Source organism: Adlercreutzia sp. DFI.6.23, assembly GCF_024462535.1.
Lineage (GTDB): Bacteria > Actinomycetota > Coriobacteriia > Coriobacteriales > Eggerthellaceae > Adlercreutzia > Adlercreutzia rubneri.
Map to the genome: position 1 here is coordinate 247335 of NZ_JANGBP010000003.1, position 18095 is coordinate 265429.

Below are 18095 nucleotides of genomic sequence, written 5' to 3' on the forward strand. Positions count from 1 at the left end.
ACGTATATGAGACTAGATAAATTGGCGGTGACGGCGCAAGAGGCTTTCCAGAACGCGATGGGCGTTGCTGGCGAAGCCGATGCCGCCGTTATCGAGCCCATTCACTTGCTGAAGGCGCTGCTCGATTCCGACGAGAACAACCTCGCCGCCATCGTGAAGCGCATCGGCGCCGACCCGGTCTGGCTGTCCCAGAACGTGTCCGACGAAATCGCCAAGATGCCCAAGCAGACTGGCGCCACTCCTATGGCCATTCCCGGTCAGGACCTTATCAAGGTCATCGATAACTCGGTGAAGATCGCCGAGAAGCTCGGTGACAGCTACGCGACGAGTGAGCACCTGCTCATTGCCCTGTCCGAGGACAAGGGTGCCGCGGGTCGCATCCTCACGACGGCGGGCGTCACCCGCAAGAACATCGAGGCGGCCTACGAGAGCCTGCGCGGCGACACCCGCGTGACCTCGCAGACCGACAAGACCCAGTTCGAAGCGCTGGAACAGTACGGCCAGAATCTCACCCAGCAGGCCCGCGAGGGCAAGCTCGATCCGGTCATCGGCCGTAACGAGGAGATCCGCCGCACCATTCAGGTTCTGTCGCGCCGTACGAAGAACAACCCGGTGCTCATTGGCGAGCCCGGCACCGGCAAAACCGCTATCGTCGAGGGTCTGGCCCAGCGCATCGTAGCTGGTGATGTTCCCTCGTCGCTGAAGGATCGCGAGATCGTCTCGCTCGATCTGGGTGCGATGATGGCCGGCGCGAAGTATCGCGGCGAGTTCGAGGATCGTTTGAAGAACGTGCTGCGTGAGGTGAAGGAAGCCGACGGCAACATCATCCTGTTCATCGACGAGCTGCACACCATCGTGGGTGCCGGCGCTGGCGGCGACTCTTCCCTGGACGCGGGCAATATGCTGAAGCCGGCTCTGGCTCGCGGCGAGCTGCGCGCCATCGGTGCCACCACGCTCGATGAGTACCGCAAGTACATCGAGAAGGACGCCGCCTTGGAGCGCCGCTTCCAAACGGTGCTCGTGAGCGAGCCGACGGTGGAGGACGCCATCGCCATTCTGCGCGGCCTGAAGGAGAAGTACGAGATCCATCACGGCGTGCGCATCACCGACGGCGCCATCGTGTCCGCAGCGGAGCTTTCCGACCGCTACATCACCGACCGCTTCCTCCCCGATAAGGCCATCGATCTTATGGACGAGGCGGCCAGCCGTCTGCGCATCGAGATCGACTCCATGCCCGAGGAAGTGGATGCCGCCGAGCGCAAGCTCATCCAGATGCAGATCGAGGAACAGGCTCTCATGAAGGAGACCGACATGGCCTCCCAGGAACGCCTGGAGAAGCTGCGCCACGACATCGCGGCCGCCCAGGAATCCCTCGATTCCCAGAAGGCTGAGTGGCAGAACGAGAAGGACGCCATCGTCGACGTGCAGAACCTCAAGGCCGAGTTGGAAAGCGCTCAGCTTGATGAGGAGCGCGCCACCCGCGAGGGCAACCTGCAGCTCGCTTCCGAGATCCGCTACTCGCGCATTCCCCAGCTGCAGCAGCAGCTGCACGTGGCCGAGGAAGCCGTGAAGATGAAGCAGCAGGACGGCGCTATCCTGAAGGAAGAGGTTTCCGAAGAGGAGATCGCGTCGGTCGTGGCTGCCTGGACGGGCATCCCCGTGGCCAAGATGATGCAGGGCGAGATGGAAAAGCTCGTCGATTTGGAAGAGGTTCTGAAGGGCCGCGTCATCGGCCAGGACGAGGCCGTGGGTGTCGTGGCCGGTGCCATCCGCCGCAACCGTGCGGGACTTTCCGACCCGAACCGTCCCATTGGCTCTTTCCTGTTCCTCGGCCCCACCGGCGTGGGCAAGACCGAGCTGGCCAAGACGCTGGCCGAGTACCTGTTCGATTCCGAGAAGGCCATGGTACGCATCGACATGTCCGAGTACATGGAGAAGTTCTCCGTGCAGCGCCTGATCGGAGCGCCTCCGGGATACGTGGGCTACGACGAGGGCGGCCAGCTCACCGAAGCCGTGCGCCGCAATCCCTACTGCGTGGTGCTGCTCGACGAGATGGAGAAGGCCCATCCCGACGTGTTCAACATCCTGTTGCAGGTGCTCGATGACGGCCGGCTCACCGACGGCCAGGGCCGCGTGGTGAACTTCAAGAACTGCATCATCATCATGACCTCCAACGTGGGAAGCCAGATCATCCGCGAGCATGCAGCCGAGGGTCGCGCCTACGACGAGGCCCAGGCCACCGGTGGCGAGACCATGGGCGAGATGGCCGAGAAGATGATGTCCATGACGCCCGAGCAGGCCGCCAAGCGCATGCAGGAGTTCACGAACAAGATTCAGGATGCCCTTTCCACGACGTTCCGCCCCGAGTTCCTGAATCGTATCGACGACGTGATCACCTTCAACGAGCTGTCCATCTCGGCTATCGAGCCTATCGTGGATCTGCAGCTCGAGCAGGTGCGCGACCGCCTGCAGGCTCGTCATATCACCTTGGACGTGACGCCGGCGGCCATGGAGCACTTGGCCATCGACGGCTACGATCCGGTGTACGGCGCCCGTCCGCTGAAGCGCCTCATCCAGCGCGAGGTGGTCGACCGCATCGCCGAGAAGGTCATCTCCGGCGAGCTGCGCGACCGCAGCCACGTGCTGATCGACCTGGACGCCGAGGGCAACTACTGCTGTCGCGTGGAAGGCCCCATGGACTTGGACGGCCTGAACCTGGACGACCCCAGCTTCCTCACGGCCGGTGCCGACCCTAAGGAAACGTTGCAGGATCTGGATACTCTGAGCAACGGCGACCTCGGCGAGGATCCCATCGCCTAGTAAAAGGAGGGGCGACCTCGCCCCTCCGCGCACCGGTTTCCGGCATTATCGCCCGAACCCCCGCTCCGCTGTTCTCCTTCGGCTCAGGCGCCGCTCCTTCATGCTTTCATGGAGCGACTTGGGGTCGCGGATGGACAGCGTTCAGAGGTCTCGGTCAGCGACACCGGAAGCTGGCGCGCTACTCAACCGCATACCTCTTTCACAGCAAGCGCCCCGGGCAGCCAAGACCCGGGGCGCTTTTTGGTCACGAAGGTCCTTCCGTCCGTGTGGATAGCGACATCGTGACCGCGGTGACGATGAAAGCCTCCGTGCTGCGAAGCTGGGGGTTGGCGCTTACGACAGCGATTCGAGCATATCCAGGAGCTCCTCGCGTGAATGGACGCCCAGCTTCAGATAAATACTGCGCACTTGGGAGCGTACGGTGTGGAAGGAGACGGTGAATTGTTCTGCGATGGACTTTACCGTGTGCCCCTTGGCCAAGGGGACGAGAACGGCCGCTTCGCGCTCGGTGAGGTCGTGCTTCTTTGCGAGGTGAGCGCATTTGTCCTCAAGCGGCGAGGCGCTGGCGGCCGGCGATCGATGGGGGAGGCCAGTGTAGAAGAACCCGAATATCAGCACGAGCAGGGAGATCACGAGAAAGATCAGGGCGAGCACCAAAGCCGAGGGAGGGTCGAGGGCAAAGACCGTAACCAGAATCTCGCTTGCGAGGCGCGATGCGAAGAACAGGAATGCCGCCAGGCGAAAGCCGAGACAGGCAGGCTTTCCGACAGCGCTCGCCAACGTGCCCGGCAGGAAGAACATGAGTCCTCCCAAGAGGAACGCCGCCGTGTTGAGAAGAAAGGCGATGAGGTGTAAGCCGCTTTCGGGAAAAAGGATGACAAGCAGAGCGCTCAAGCAAATAAGGAGCACAAAGCCCGAGGCAAGCCAGAGGCCCGTGCGTAGCACAAAGGGCCTTCTCTGGAAGTAGAGCGCGAAAGCCCCCGTGACTACGACGCCCGCAAACGATGTAGTGGCAATCGAAATACCCGCCGAAGGTGTGAACACGGTGCGGAAGGCGAAGCTGAGCAAGCTGTAGGCGCAGATAGCTAGAGGCACGAGCGCCGAGAATTCGGATCGATCTTCCGGCGACGCCGGAGCCTCCTCTTCTGGAGGCAATGGAGCAAGGAGAACGTCAAGGGCGACGGCGACGAGCATCAGCACGAGAAGCCCGAAGCGCGCGGGGACGGTCAGCGCCATGTAGAAGGTGAGCGCAAGCACGGCCACTATTCCCGCGCAAAGCATTTGGAAGGATCCGCGCCGGGCCGAAAGGGGTCGGGCCATGCGCGACCAGAGGCAGAGGAGTGAGGCGCAGGTCGCGCCCATGAGCACTTGGCGAAGAACAAGGTATTGGAGGAGCTCGCCGGAAGGAACGAGAGGCTGGGCAACCAAGAGCGTCGCAGTTGCAAGGCCGAACGCGAGGGATGCGAACAGCGAGGGCGCGGGGCGGCCTTTTTTGGCGAGAGGGAGAGAGATGGCGAGCAGAGCGATAAAAGCTATCTGCCACGAGAAGGAAAGCATTGCCGGCGAAGCGTCCGAGCCGGCCCCCGCGATCGCCGTCTGCCCCATGGATATGAGCAGCCAGCCCCAAATGAGGCCGGGCAGCAAGGCGAGCCGAACCGTAGCGGGCAAGATCGACTCCTTCGGAGAATCCTGTTCGCACAAGTGGCCTTTTTCGCGTCGCGTCATCAAATAACCTGTCCCCACCTGCCATTTAGCACAAAATGAACGTGTGAATCGCGGGCATTTAGCTCATCGGGGGCGATGAACTGCCGCCCCTTTTCCCCGATTCTCTTCACGGCGGAATTATACCGCTGCGTAAAGGAAAAGGAAGTATGGATCGAGGAGGGTAAGAATGAAGGAAATTAACACTGCCGAGGTTTTCCCCACGCTGCGCAACATCTCGCTTTCGCGCAGGACGTTTGTCGCCTGCGCGGCCATTGCGGCCGCCCAGGCTGCTCTCGTGTCTGCGGGGTGCGCTCCCGAGGTGCAACCATCGGGGGAGGGACTTGCCTCGACCGCGGCGTTTGTCCCGGGGACGTATACGGCGTCCGCGCCCGGCAAGAAGGGCCCGGTGACTGTCGAGGTGCGCATGTCCGAAAGCGCCATCGAGAGCGTCGAGATCGTGGAGTTCGAAGACACCGAGCGCATCAGCGCCCCGGCTCGCGAGCGGGTGCCGCAGCAGATTGTGGAGCTGCAGAGCTTGAACGTAGACACCGTGACGGGCGCCACGCTGACGAGTATGGCCATCATCGAGAGCGTGGCTGATTGCGTCAACCAGGCGAACGGAGACGCTTCGGCGCTGAAGAAGGCCGCATCGCCGGAGAAGTCGGATGAGACCAAGGAGATCCAGGCAGATCTCGTGGTGTGCGGCGCCGGCGGTGCCGGCATGGCCGCCGCCGTCGCCGCGGCCCAGCAGGGCTTGGATGTGGTGGTGTTCGAGAAAACCGCCTATGCTGGCGGCAACGCGCTGGTCAGCGGTGGCTGGCTCGAGGTGTTCGAAGGCGTCGACGACATGAAGCCCGATATGACGGACGGCAACCGCGACATGTTCCACGCGACGCTCCAGAAGAGTCTGGACAATGGCGTTCCCAAGGACTTCGTTGATGCCGTGCAGGCCGACTTCGATGCGTATTTCGCCGCGGGCAACACGAAGGTGTACGACTCCATGGAGTACTACGCCCTGGACTACGCCTCGCGCAATGGCGGCCCGGCGAAGGAGTACTGGCTCCCCTATGCCCACAAGGTGAACGATCTGAACAACTGGCTCTTCGATCAGGGCTACACCGTGAGTGGCACGCTGGTCGGCATCGTCGGGTTCCCGTGGCCGCGCAAGGCCCATGCGGTGGACAAGGAGAACGGCGAGGGCTTCTTCAGCGTGTTCGACAACACGGTGGAGACCCAGAACCTCCCGATCACCTTCCTCTTCGAGACGCCCGTTTCCGAGCTGATCGTGGACGGCAAGGCTGTGGTGGGAGCCTCTGGCCAGTGCGCTGACGGCACCACTTATCGTGTTATGGCGGATCGCGGCGTCATTCTGGCTACTGGCGGTTATTCCGGCAATCCCGATCTGCTGAAGAAGTACAACGAGATGTGGCCCTGGGATGAGTCCACGGTTATTCCGACGACCAACAGCTACGGCCACACGGGCGATGGTCACGTGCTTGCCGAGGGCCTGGGAGCCGAGCTGAAGAACATGGGGCGTCAGATGGTGTTCCCCATTGCTGACTCCATCGACTATTCGACGGAGACTATCGTCGGCAATGCCGGTCTGGGGCTCTTCGTCAACGTGAACGGCGAGCGCTTCATCAACGAGTCGCTCGATCGCTTCGCCCTGTCCGCCGCCGTAATGAAGCAGCCCGAGGAGAAGCTGTTCATCATCAGCGATGCGCTCAACTCCGGTCTTGTGAACGGCTACAACGAGCAGGGCTACAGTGCGGACAAGCTCATCGAGGAGAGCAAGCTCTTCCGGGCGGACAGCATTGAGGAGCTGGCCCAGATGATCGGCGCCGATCCCTCGGTGCTTGCGAAGGCGGTTGACGATTACAACGCCATTGCACGTGGAGACGTGGCGGACACGGTGTTCGGTCGCGAGAACATGAGCGAGAAAGACGCTATCGTCGAGGCTCCCTTCTACGCCTCCCCGCGTACCTGGGCCGCCCATGTGACCATCGGTGGCGTTTCCGTCGGTCCCGATTACCAGGCCCTCACGGCCGACGGTGCGGGTATTGAGGGCCTCTATGTCGTGGGCGAATGCTCCGACGGCAACAGCGGTGTCTCCAGCATGAGCACAGGCCTTTCCTGCGTCAACCAGATGCTCGCCTAATCAGCCCCTCCCCATGGACGAGGCCCTCGCCGAACGGTCGGGGGCCTCGTTTGTGCTTGGTGGCCCTATGCCGGTTACGCAGCCACCTTCTCGGCGTTGCGACCTTGATCCAGTCCGCCGAAACGACTTTGGAGCTGTGCCGGCTATGCCGCGGCCTTCTCGGCTTTGCGAGCCTTGCGGGCGGCGGCGCGCTTCTGCATGGCGTCGACGCAGGTGGCCACGGCCGCGTCGCCGGTGACGTTCACCGTGGTGCGCATCATGTCCAGGATGCGGTCCACGCCGGCCACCAGTGCCACGCCCTCCACCGGTAGGCCCACCGACTGCAGCACCATGGCCAGCATGATCATGCCGCTTCCGGGCACGCCGGCGGTGCCGATGGAGGCCAGCACGGCGGTCATCACGATGGTCAGCTGCTGGCCGATAGAAAGGTCGATGCCGAACACCTGCGCAATGAAGATAGCGCATACGCCTTGGTAGATGGCGGTGCCGTCCATGTTGATGGTGGCGCCGAGCGGCAGCACGAACGAGGTGACTTCCTTCGACACACCCATCTTCTCGGTGCACTCCATATTAATGGGTAGCGTGCCCATAGATGATGCCGAGGCGAAGGCGAAGCCCATCACCGGCATTTCGCCGCGTAAGAACTTCAGCGGGTTCATGCGGGCGAAGATTTTGATGATGCCCGAGTACACCAGGATGATCTGCACGATCATGGCCACGTAGGCCACCACGATGAGCCACAAAAGCGGCCGCAGCACATCGATGCCGTTGTTGGCGATGACGGGGCAGATGAGCCCGAACACGCCGAAGGGCGCCACCAGAATGATGCCGCGCATGATGGCGATGCACACGTCCGACATGGCGTTGCAGATCTTGATGACCGGCTCGGCCTTCTTCCCCGCGGCGATCATGCCGAAGCCGAATACCACGGCGATGACGATGACCTGCAACATGGTGGCGTCGGCCATGGGCTGGAAGAAGTTCGACGGGAACATGTTCACGATGGTGTCGATGAGCGACGGCGGCTCAGTGGCCTCATAAGAAAGCTCGCCCGAGGGCATGGTGTAGCCCGCGCCCACGTTCATCACGTTCGCGAAGATAAGGCCCAGCGTGACGGCACAGGCCGTGGTGGCCAGGTAGAACAGCACCGTCTTGCCGCCGATGGCGCCGACTTTCTTCACGTCGTCCAGCGACACGACGCCGGCGATGATGGAGAACAGCACCAATGGCACGACGATCATCTTGATGAGGTTCAAGAAGATGGTGCCGAAGGGCTTGATGTAAGTGTCGGCGATCTCGGGCGCCCCCTGCAGAGCCATGCCGGCCAGCACGCCCAGAATGAGCGCGATGAAAATCCAGGTCGTCAGCGACAGGCGCTTGAACCAGGGCTTTGGCTTGCCGTGGCCGTTCCCGTTGTCGCCGCTGTCGGGCGTTGGTGCGACCGTCTCGGTAGCGTCAGCAGGTGCCGAAATGATGGAATCGTCGGCCATGGCGGTGCGTCCTTTCCCTTTGTGCATAAACCGACCCCATTATAAGCATATCTACAGGGAAAATAAGGCACGTGGCCAAGCGATCTAACGGCCCCGCAACAAATGGAGAAATGCCCCGTGCTGCTTTTTGGGAAAGGCCATAATGGCATTGAGAGCTGCCGGGGACGCGCCGGTGCGAGATGTGTGGAATAACGTTTCTGCCTGAAGAGGGCGGAAGTGCCATGATATGGTGTGCCGCACTTCAGGGGACGATATGCTTGAAAGGAACGTCTATGGACCGCAAGGAAATAGTTGCCGCCGCCGAGGCATACTGGGATGCTCATCGCGATGCTATTGTGGCTGACATCGCCAAGCTCGTGGAAATTCCCTCGACCGAGGACTTGGCCGCTGCTGCACCGGGTGCACCCTATGGCCCGGGCCCCGCTGCCGCCCTGGAAGCGGCGCTCGAGATCGCCGAGGGTATGGGCATGGCCGCCACCAACTGCGAGGGCCACATCGGCTTTGCGGATCTGCCCGGCGAGACCGAGACGCAGCTTGGCATCATCGGGCACATGGACGTCGTGCCCGCCGGCCCGGGTTGGACTTTCGAGCCCTTCAAGGTGACGGAAAAGGATGGCTACCTCATGGGCCGTGGTTGCCTGGACGACAAGGGCCCGTCGGTGGTTGCCCTTCATGCGGTGAAGTGCCTGAGCGGGCTCGACGTGCCACGCCCCTACACCATCCGCTTCCTGTTCGGCGCAAATGAGGAAACCTCCATGGCCGATGTGACCTGGTACCTCGAGAATTACGAGAGCCCGGCGTTCCTGTTCACGCCCGATGCCGACTTCCCCGTGTGCTACGGTGAGAAGGGCGGCTACGACGGGTGCATCACGAGCGCGCCCATCGCCGACCCGGTGATTCTGGACATCTCTGGCGGCGTGGTGACCAACGCGGTGCCCGGCGAGGCCTGGGCCGTCGTGCGCGCCGATGCCGCCGCGCTGCCCGCGGCCGAGCGCATTACCGTGGAAGACGCCGGCGACGGCACGGCGCGCATCGATGCTACGGGTGTGAATGCCCATGCCGCCTGGCCCGAGCGTGGCATCTCCGCCATCATGCTGTTGGCGAACTACCTGCTGGAGAACGGCCTGTGCAACCAGCAAGAACGCGAGTTCTTGGAACTCGTGCAAAGCCTCGTGTCCGACACCACCGGCGCCGGCGTGGGCATCGCCACGGCCGACGAGTACTTCGGACCGCTCACGGTAGTGGGCGGCACCATCCGCAAAGAGGGCGACCGCCTCGTGCAGACCATGGATAGCCGCTGGCCCACGTCCATCACGGCCGAGGAAATCACGGCCGCACTGACGAAGCTCACGGACAATATCGGTGCCACCTTCGAGAATACCCTGCTCATGGTGCCCTTCCTCGTGAAGCCCGACGATTCGGAGATTCAGGTGCTGCAGGACGCCTTCCAGTTCGTGACCGGCGACACCGAGCACAAGCCCTTCACCATCGGCGGCGGCACCTACGCCCGCGAGTTCAAGAAGGGCGCGTCTTTCGGCGTGAACATGCCCTGGATCGAGAACCCCGATTGGGTCGGTGGCGAGCACGGCCCCGACGAGGGCGTCTCCGAGGACCTGCTGAAGACTTCCTTCAAGATCTACGTGCTGGCTCTCGCCGAGCTGCAGGGGTTGAAGATCGTGTAGAGGCGCTTCTCCCTCGACCTTGTTTCCCGGGCCCTGCATTCGCTGCAGGGCCTTTTTTGCGATTGGGCGTCGGGAGGCGCGGGCATAGGCATTTTCGATGCTCTCATCTGGAATTAACCCGTGATTTCCTGATGATCGGACATGACGGCCCGTCAGCTGTGCTATAGAATAGATTAAATGCAATCAGAGGTTTACTTTTTGGAGGACGACGTGCTTAACGCAATCATCGTTGACGACGAGGCTCCTGCCCGTTCTGAACTGCGCTTTCTTCTCGACGAAGTTGGCGGGGTTGAAGTGACAGCCGAAGCTGCCAACGTGCGCGAGGCTATCGAGAAGCTGAAAGAGTATCCCTGCGACGTCATGTTCATGGACGTGAACATGCCCGAGGCCACCGGCCTTCAGCTGGCCGAGGCCCTGCAGCACCTCAAGTTCCCCCCGGCGGTGGTGTTTGTGACGGCTTATTCCGAGCACGCGCTGGACGCCTTCAAGGTCAGCGCCATCGACTACTTGGTCAAGCCGGTGGAGACCGAGCGCTTGGCCCAGGCCATCGCCCGCGTGCGCGAGCAGGTGGCCCTGCACCTGCAGGCTCACAAGTCCGAGCGCATCCCCGTGGAAAAGGGCGGCAAGAAGATCCTCATCGGCATCGACAAGATCCGCTTCGTCATGGCCCGCGACGACTACGCCTACCTGCAGACCGATACCGACCGCTACTTCTCCACGGTGAGCCTCGCCCAGTTGGAGAAGCGCCTCGACGGCCACGGATTCTTCCGCGTGCACCGCGGCTATCTGGTGAACCTGTCTATGGTGGAGGAGATTGAGTCCGTCTCCGGCGGCACGCTGCTGCTTACGCTGAACGGCGTGGAGGAGAAGATCCCCGTGTCCCGCCGCCGCGTGTCTTCGCTGAAGAAGGCGCTGAATCTGTAGAACGTCTTGCGCCAAATGATGCACTGACGAGCCCCGCACCGGGGCTCGTTTCGTTCACAGAACCGCCATAGGGTTGTGGGGATGTGGGCGCGCTTCGGCGGCCTTTGCTAGAATATTTCCACTAGATTAACGAGGAGGGGCCCCGGTGCCAGGCGCAAGGGGCCCGTTTGCAATTCTGCTGGCTGGCGGAAATTGCCCAGAGAGAAGAGGAGCGCCATGCTCTCCGTTGACGTTGAGAAGCTGTATCCGGCGGCAAAGACCCTGGTGAAAGCTCGTGCGGCAAGCCGCATTCATGCCAAGGACGCCACGCTGTACGATTTCTCCCCCGAGGCGCAAGCGTGCGCGAGCGACTACATGGGATGGGTCGATCTGGCCACCAGCCCCTTGTGCGATATGGACGCTATCCAGGCTTTCGCCGACGAGGTGGTGGAAGCGGGCCTCGACACCATTCTGCTCATCGGTCAGGGCGGTTCCACTCAGGCGCCCATGACCATCACGAAATACAACAAACACGATTCCACTCGGGTGAAGTTCCGCACGCTGGATTCCGACTCGCCCGTGCGCGTGCGCGAGATGCTCACCATCTGCGATCCTCATCGCACGCTGGTCATCATCTCCTCGAAGAGCGGCGGTACCATCGAGCCGCGCATGCTGCTGGAGGCCGTGCGCGCCTCCTTCGAGAAGGAGCTCGGCGAACATGTGGTGAAGCACCTGGTCGCCATCACCGACCCGGGTAGCGATCTCGATCGCCAAGCCCGCGAGGAGGGCTGGCGTGCCGTGTTCTCTGGCGAGCCCACGGTGGGCGGCCGTTTCTCGGCGCTCTCCGTGTTCGGCCTGGTGCCGGCGGCGCTCACGGGCATCGATATGGAGGCCTTCATGGCCCACGCCCGCGAGGCCGAGGAGGCCTGTTCGGAAGACGCCATCGACAACCCGGCCATCAACCTTGCGGCGTTCCTCTACGACAACTACCTGAAGGGCCGCAACAAGTTCTCATTCCTTACCCCCAAGCGCGGGCGCGTGCTGGGTCTGTGGATCGAGCAGCTGGTGGCCGAGTCGCTGGGCAAGAACGGCGAGGGCATTCTGCCGAACATCGAGATCGACTCGCTGCTGCTCACGGAAGACCCGGGCGATCGGTCCATCATCATGTACCAGACCCAGACCGACCTGTGGGACGAGCGCCGCAACTTCGAGATGAGCCTCGCTTACATCGACCCGGCCATCCCGCGGCTGAACTACCGCATCGACACCGTGGAGGAGCTGGCCGAGCACTTCGTCATGTGGGAGTACGCCATCGCTATGTGCGGCTACCTCATGGGCGTGTGCCCCTTCGACCAGCCCGACGTGGCCTCCGCGAAGGCCGAGGTGCTCGACATCCTGAAGAACGGCCAGCCCGAACCCGACTTCACCGAGGTGTTCACGACCGATGTGGACATGGGTCGCGTGGAAGTGTCCTTCGCGCCCATGTTCGAGGGCTGCGAGGATTTGCACGAGGCGCTCTACGCGCTGCTGTCCTCCATCCAGCCCGGCGATTTCTTCGCGTTGAACGCCTTCCTGCCGTTCACGGGCGAGGGCCGGCGCGAGGCTATCGAGCAGATTCGCCACGGAGTGGCCGAATCCTTCGGCTGCGTGTCCTGCCTGGAAGTGGGGCCGCGCTACCTGCATTCCACGGGCCAGCTGCAGAAGGGCGGCCCGAACATGGGCGTCTTCCTCATCCTGTCGGCCGACGAGTTGAAGGACATCTCGCTGCCCGAGGGGGCCTCGGCGCCCAGTCTCGGCGAGCTGGCGAAAGCCCAGGCCGCGGGCGACTTGGTGACGTTGGTCAAGCGCGGACGTCGCTGCGTGCACCTGCATCTGCCGGACAACTCCGGCGTGACGCTGCGCCAGCTGGCCCAGGTGATCGACGACGTGATTGCCGACATCCTGACCGATCGCGCTTTGGCCGAAGCCGCTGCCATGGCCGAGGACGAAGAGCTGGCCGAGGCTACCGTGGTCGTGGAGGCCGCCGAAGCGAGTGAAACTGCCGTGGAAGCCGAGTTCGCCGAAGCGTCCCAGGACGCCGATGCTGAGGCCGTGGCCGCAGAAGTTGCCGCCACCGAGGGCGAGGCCAGCGAAGCGTAGGCGTTCCCCGCATCCTCTCAAATGGGCAATTCATCCTGATGAAGTGAGGTTGATTCCCGTTGAAAGTCGCGTTGTATTACACTACACTTGCGCGCACGGACGAGCGGACTGCTTCTTTCGTCGAAGGGAGCAGCTATGTACGTAAGCTGGATGGAACTCCTCACGTTTTGTTTGGTGATCGTAGCGGTGATCGATTTGACCGCGCGCTTGCGGCAGTAGCCGCGCGGGCGACAATGAAAAAGCCGCCCCTCGCATAGGAAGAACGGCTCTTCATCACATTAGAACAGGTAATGTGAAGCAGTCGTGCCCGAATGCAGCGGGCCTCCGCTTGTCCGTAGTATATCGCGCTAAAGGGCCCAAGGCAAGGGAGCGGTTTATGATTGATGCGGTCGATATTCATGTGAAGGGCATTGTGCAAGGAGTGGGGTTTCGCCCCTTCGTTTACCGGATGGCGAAGAAGTACCTCATCAACGGCTGGGTGCTGAACGCTGCCGATGGCGTGTACATTCATGCCGAGGGCGAGAGCAAGCTGGTGGACGAGTTCATCATGGAGCTCTCGGACAATCCTCCGGCCGCGTCCCGCGTAGAGGAGATTGACATCAAGGAAGTGCCCCTGGAGGACTTCGACAGCTTCGAGATCCGCTTTTCCGACGATGATGCCGTAGAAGAGACGACGCTCGTCTCGCCCGAGCTTGCCACGTGCGAGGACTGCGTGCGCGAGCTGTTCAACCCCAACGATCGCCGCTACCGGTATCCGTTCATCAACTGCACGAACTGCGGGCCGCGCTTCACCATCATCGACCACTTGCCCTATGATCGGGTGGCGACGTCCATGGCGGCCTTCCCCATGTGCGAGAAGTGCGCCGCCGAGTACGCCGATCCGCTCGACCGCCGCTTCCACGCCCAGCCCGATGCCTGCTTCGAATGCGGCCCTTCGGTGACGTGGAGCGTTGGGACTGACGATGATAAGCTCGTCGGTAAGACGCGCGAGGAGTCGGATGCCATTTTCGCGGCGGCGGTGGAGATGCTCATGGAAGGGAAGATTTTGGCCGTGAAGGGGCTGGGAGGCTTTCATCTCGTGTGCGATGCGAACAATGCCGATGCTGTGGCCGAGTTGCGCCGGCGCAAGCGACGCGACGGGAAGGCCCTGGCGGTCATGGCGCCGACGGTGGCTGCAGTCCGGGCGCTGTGCTTCGTGAGCGAGGAGGAGGAAGCGGTGCTCACCGGGGCGTCGCGGCCCATCGTGCTCTTGCGCAAGCGCCCCGACGGGGCCATCGGGGCCGGCGTGGCCGACAGGCTTTCCGAGCTGGGTGTCATGGTTCCCTACACGCCGGTGCAGCATCTGCTTATGCACGATTTCGCGGAGGCTTGGGAGGCGGCGCATCCTGAAGAGGCGGCCGCGGCCTGCGCCCCCGGCACGCCTGTGCCGCTTTTGGTGATGACCTCGGGTAACGTGCATGACGAGCCCATCTGCATCGCCGACGAGGAGGCCCGCGAGAAGCTGGCCAGCATCGCCGATGCCTTTTTGGGGAACAATCGCCCCATCCTCACGCGCTTCGACGATTCGGTCGTGCGGCTGATCCAGGTGGATGAGGTCGACGAGAAGCCCGGGTACGCCATCCAGTTCCTGCGCCGGGCGCGGGGTTATGCGCCCGTGCCCGTGTCGGTGGCGGCCGAGGGCGCTGCGCCTGCCGAGGGCGTCATTTTCGCCGCCGGCCCTGAACAGAAGAACACCTTCACGCTGCTGCGCGGCACCGACGGCTTCGTATCCCAGCACATCGGAGACGTGGAAAACGCCGAGACCTACGACGCGTGGTTGGCCACGAAGGATCGCTTCGAGAGCCTCTTCGAAATGGAGCCTGCGGCGGTGGCATGCGACTTGCACCCCGAGTACCTGACGAGCAAATGGGCCCACCATCAGGGGCTTCCCGTAACTGAAGTGCAGCATCACCACGCCCATATTGTGTCGGTCATGGCCGAGCACGGGCTGACCGACGCAGTCTGCGGCATCGCCTTCGACGGCACGGGCTATGGCGTGGATGGGGCCATCTGGGGAGGCGAGGTGCTGCTGGCCAACCGCTCCAATTTCGAGCGCTTCGCCAACTTCGCCTACGTGCCCATGCCTGGAGGAGCTGCGGCCATCAAGCATCCGCTGCGCATGGCCTATGGCGTGCTGTGGGCCTACGACCTGCTGGAACATCCAGCTGCCGCGGTGGCTTTGGCGCCTCTGGGCGATGAGGCCGAGGTGTGCGACACCATGATCGAGCGCGGGCTGAACACGCCCATGACGTCCTCGGTCGGGCGCCTGTTCGACGCGGCCAGCGCTCTGCTGGGCATTTGCACGGAGCCGAGCTACGAGGGCGAGGGTGCCATCCTTTTGGAGGCAGCCATGGAAACGGCGGGGGCCGATGAGCCCGGCGCCGCTGCCGCCGAGGGAGCGGCCGGTGTGGTGCCCGATGACGATCTGGCGGCCCGCGAGCGCTATGCCGTGACGGCCGAGAAGAACACCGCCACCGAAACGAGCACGGCCGAGGACACGTCGGTTATTCTGTTGGATGCCGAAGCCACCTTCCACGCGCTTTTAGACGATCTGGAAGCGGGCGTGCCCGTGTCGGTCATCGGGCGGCGTTTCCACGACGCTATGGTGAGCGCCATTGTGATGAGCGCCGAGCTGGTGCGGGCGCTGTACGGCATCGCTACCGTGGCGCTGTCGGGTGGCGTGTTCATGAACCGGTACCTGACCGAGCACGTGCTGGCCGATTTGGCCGCTGCCGGCTTTACGGCCGCCATCAACCGCGACCTGCCCCCCAACGACGGCTGCATTAGCCTGGGCCAAGCGGTGGTGTGTTCCGCCCGTTCGGGCGAGTAGGAGCCTGACCGAAACCTCGCTGACTTCCTTGGGCGAACCTGCGACAATAGAACTCTAATCATGCATTAAGGAGTAGCGTATGTGCTTGGCAATTCCTGCTAAGGTGGCGGCCCTGGAAGAGGGGAACTTGGCCACCGTGGACATTCTGGGCGTGACCCGCGAGATTTCCGTCGACCTGACGCCTCAGGCCCAGGTGGGCGACTACGTGCTCGTGCACGCCGGCTTCGCCATCGAGGTGGTGGACGAGCAGTTCGCCCTTGAGACCATCGAGCTGGTAAAGCAGTTCCCCGAGCTGGCCGATTTGAACGAGGCTCCCATGCCGGCCTAAGGAGCGAAAACAGTGCATTTTGCCTGTTGAATCCGTCCGTGTATTACACTAGACTGACCGCACGGACGAGCGGACTGCTTCTTTCGTCGAAGGGAGCAGCTATGTACGTAAGCTGGATGGAACTCCTCACGTTTTGTTTGGTGATCGTAGCGGTGATCGATTTGACCGCGCGCTTGCGGCAGTAGCCGCGCGGGCGGCAATGAAAAAGCCGCCCCTCGCATAGGAAGAACGGCTCTTCATCACATTAATCGCAGTAATGTGAAGCAGTCGTGCCCGAGTGCAGCGGGCATTCCGCTTGTCCGCATTGTACACCCTTGAAGGAGTGGTTGCAAGAATGGACGCCATGCAGCAAGAACTGAAGGCATTCAAAGATCCGAGGTTGGCGCGGGGGCTCATCGAGTCCATTCAAGCGCTGGCCCCAAAGTCCGCGACGCTGATGGAAGTGTGCGGCACCCACACGGTGGCCATCGCGCGCAACGGCATTCGCGGCCTTATGCCCGAGGGGGTGCGCCTCGCCTCCGGCCCGGGGTGCCCCGTGTGCGTGACGAGCAACCACGACATCGACAAGGTAATCGCGCTGGCCCGTGTGCCGGAAGTGACCATCGCCACCTTCGGCGATATGACCCGCGTGCCCGGCTCCACGTCCAGCTTGCTGGCCGAGCAGGCGGCGGGGCGCTCGGTGGAGATCGTTTACTCGCCGCTGGACGCCCTGCGTCTGGCGCAGGAGAACCCCGATCGGCAAATCGTCTTCGTCGGCGTGGGCTTCGAAACCACCACGCCGCTCGTAGCTATGGCCATCAAACGAGCGCGCGCCATGGACCTTGCGAACTTCACCGTATACGGCGCCCACAAGAACATGCCCGGGGCGCTGGAAGTCATCATCAACGACCCGGCGCTGAAGCTGGACGCGCTCATTCTGCCGGGGCACGTGTCCACTATCATCGGCGCGGAGCCCTATCGCTTCCTGGCCGAGAAGTACGGCATCCCCGGCGTTATCACCGGGTTCGAGCCGGTGGACGTGCTGCAGGGCATCGCCATGATCATGCGCCAGCTGCACGAGGGTCGCGCCGACATCGAGATCGCCTATGCCCGCGGCGTGATGCCCGAGGGCAACCCGGTGGCGCTCGCCGCCATCGACGAGGTGTTCGAGACCTGCGCGGCCACCTGGCGCGGCTTGGGCGAGATTCCTGGCAGCGGCTACCGCATTCGCGACGAGTTCGCCGAGTTCGACGCCATGCGCCGTTTTCAGCCCGACGTGGAAGAGGTGCGCGAGCACAAAGGCTGCCGCTGCGGGGACGTGCTCCGCGGCATCATGGCGCCGAGCGAGTGCCCGCTGTTCCGGAAGGTTTGCACGCCGGAGAACCCCGTGGGCCCCTGTATGGTCTCCAGTGAGGGCAGCTGCGCGGCATATTATCGGTATTACTAGATAGAGGTTCCGTTCGCCCTGGCGGGACGAGCGGACGAGCCGATGCTGCAGGTGCGATTGCGATTGCACAGTCGCAACCTCGCTGATTTTCTTGGGCGAACCCGGGATGAGATGAAGATGGAACAGAAAAGTCACTACATGTACGTGTTGGAATGCGCCGACGGCTCGCTGTACACGGGCTATGCCGTGGATGTGCAGGCACGGCTGGCGGCGCACAACGCTGGCAAGGGAGCGAAGTACACTCGCGCCCGGCTGCCGGTGAGCTTGCTTGCCTATGCCGAGTTTGCCAGCAAACATGATGCCATGCATGCGGAATACGTCTTCAAGCAGCTTTCCCGCAACGAGAAGGATGCCCTGCTCGCCTCCGCCTCGCATTCCAGTTTCGAAGAGGCCTTGAAAAACATACTCACCTGACATCGCTTAACGGGCGCGACCTAGAAGAAGCAGCAAGTCGCATCGCTTTCGAATCTGGTGGCAAATGCCAGTTCGACCCCGAAATGGTAAGAGGGGGGAGACCATTTCGGCTATGAAGTGGCACTTTCTGGCCATTTCGGCCTTCAACTGGCAGGGCGGTAC

The 18095-nt window shown here is 62.7% G+C and carries 11 protein-coding genes; 9 read left to right on the plus strand and 2 right to left on the minus strand.

What is annotated here, in order from left to right; genetic code table 11:
* Positions 1 to 6 precede the first annotated feature (6 nt).
* The gene (locus NE591_RS04230; protein WP_256156348.1) at positions 7 to 2820 is read left to right on the plus strand and encodes an ATP-dependent Clp protease ATP-binding subunit; all 2814 of its coding nucleotides are present in this window, start codon (positions 7 to 9) and stop codon (positions 2818 to 2820) included.
* 333 nt (positions 2821 to 3153) lie between these two features.
* On the opposite strand, the gene NE591_RS04235 is transcribed toward NE591_RS04230, so the two are convergent.
* Positions 3154 to 4488, minus strand: coding sequence for a helix-turn-helix transcriptional regulator (locus NE591_RS04235; RefSeq protein ID WP_173111404.1), 1335 nt, complete (start codon positions 4486 to 4488; stop codon positions 3154 to 3156).
* A 223-nt stretch (positions 4489 to 4711) separates the two neighbouring features.
* Between NE591_RS04235 and NE591_RS04240 the strand changes: the two genes are divergently transcribed.
* On the plus strand, positions 4712 to 6682 hold the full coding sequence (locus NE591_RS04240; protein WP_256156349.1) for an FAD-dependent oxidoreductase: 1971 nt from the start codon (positions 4712 to 4714) through the stop codon (positions 6680 to 6682).
* A gap of 143 nt (positions 6683 to 6825) precedes the next feature.
* Here the strand turns inward: NE591_RS04240 and NE591_RS04245 are convergent, their stop codons facing one another.
* On the minus strand, positions 6826 to 8172 hold the full coding sequence (locus NE591_RS04245) for a dicarboxylate/amino acid:cation symporter (RefSeq protein ID WP_256156350.1): 1347 nt from the start codon (positions 8170 to 8172) through the stop codon (positions 6826 to 6828).
* A gap of 272 nt (positions 8173 to 8444) precedes the next feature.
* Here NE591_RS04245 and NE591_RS04250 point away from each other — a divergent pair, with 272 nt between their 5' ends.
* The 7 genes from NE591_RS04250 (at position 8445) to NE591_RS04280 (ending at position 17933) form a co-directional block, all read left to right on the plus strand.
* Positions 8445 to 9854, plus strand: a complete 1410-nt coding sequence (locus NE591_RS04250) for a Sapep family Mn(2+)-dependent dipeptidase (RefSeq protein ID WP_173111410.1) — start codon at positions 8445 to 8447, stop codon at positions 9852 to 9854.
* 210 nt (positions 9855 to 10064) lie between these two features.
* On the plus strand, positions 10065 to 10778 hold the full coding sequence (locus tag NE591_RS04255) for a LytTR family DNA-binding domain-containing protein (RefSeq protein ID WP_041714276.1): 714 nt from the start codon (positions 10065 to 10067) through the stop codon (positions 10776 to 10778).
* A gap of 216 nt (positions 10779 to 10994) precedes the next feature.
* Entirely contained in the window at positions 10995 to 12896 is a 1902-nt protein-coding gene (locus NE591_RS04260; RefSeq protein WP_173111413.1) for a glucose-6-phosphate isomerase, read from the plus strand.
* Between the two features lie 376 nt (positions 12897 to 13272).
* Positions 13273 to 15765, plus strand: a complete 2493-nt coding sequence (hypF, locus tag NE591_RS04265) for a carbamoyltransferase HypF (RefSeq protein ID WP_256156351.1) — start codon at positions 13273 to 13275, stop codon at positions 15763 to 15765.
* A gap of 79 nt (positions 15766 to 15844) precedes the next feature.
* The gene (locus NE591_RS04270; protein ID WP_256156352.1) at positions 15845 to 16093 is read left to right on the plus strand and encodes a HypC/HybG/HupF family hydrogenase formation chaperone; all 249 of its coding nucleotides are present in this window, start codon (positions 15845 to 15847) and stop codon (positions 16091 to 16093) included.
* Positions 16094 to 16427: 334 nt separating this feature from the next.
* On the plus strand, positions 16428 to 17519 hold the full coding sequence (gene hypD / locus NE591_RS04275; RefSeq protein ID WP_256156353.1) for a hydrogenase formation protein HypD: 1092 nt from the start codon (positions 16428 to 16430) through the stop codon (positions 17517 to 17519).
* A gap of 42 nt (positions 17520 to 17561) precedes the next feature.
* On the plus strand, positions 17562 to 17933 hold the full coding sequence (locus NE591_RS04280) for a GIY-YIG nuclease family protein (RefSeq protein WP_256156354.1): 372 nt from the start codon (positions 17562 to 17564) through the stop codon (positions 17931 to 17933).
* Positions 17934 to 18095: the final 162 nt, after the last annotated feature.

What these genes read in the sequence shown, in the direction of transcription:
- NE591_RS04230 (WP_256156348.1), top strand. Translation starts at nt 7, where the DNA reads ATGAGACTAGATAAATTGGCGGTGACGGCGCAAGAGGCTTTCCAGAAC.
- NE591_RS04240 (WP_256156349.1), top strand. Translation starts at nt 4,712, where the DNA reads ATGAAGGAAATTAACACTGCCGAGGTTTTCCCCACGCTGCGCAACATC.
- NE591_RS04245 (WP_256156350.1), bottom strand. Translation starts at nt 8,172, where the DNA reads ATGGCCGACGATTCCATCATTTCGGCACCTGCTGACGCTACCGAGACG.
- NE591_RS04250 (WP_173111410.1), top strand. Translation starts at nt 8,445, where the DNA reads ATGGACCGCAAGGAAATAGTTGCCGCCGCCGAGGCATACTGGGATGCT.
- NE591_RS04260 (WP_173111413.1), top strand. Translation starts at nt 10,995, where the DNA reads ATGCTCTCCGTTGACGTTGAGAAGCTGTATCCGGCGGCAAAGACCCTG.
- hypF (WP_256156351.1), top strand. Translation starts at nt 13,273, where the DNA reads ATGATTGATGCGGTCGATATTCATGTGAAGGGCATTGTGCAAGGAGTG.
- NE591_RS04270 (WP_256156352.1), top strand. Translation starts at nt 15,845, where the DNA reads ATGTGCTTGGCAATTCCTGCTAAGGTGGCGGCCCTGGAAGAGGGGAAC.
- hypD (WP_256156353.1), top strand. Translation starts at nt 16,428, where the DNA reads ATGGACGCCATGCAGCAAGAACTGAAGGCATTCAAAGATCCGAGGTTG.
- NE591_RS04280 (WP_256156354.1), top strand. Translation starts at nt 17,562, where the DNA reads ATGCTGCAGGTGCGATTGCGATTGCACAGTCGCAACCTCGCTGATTTT.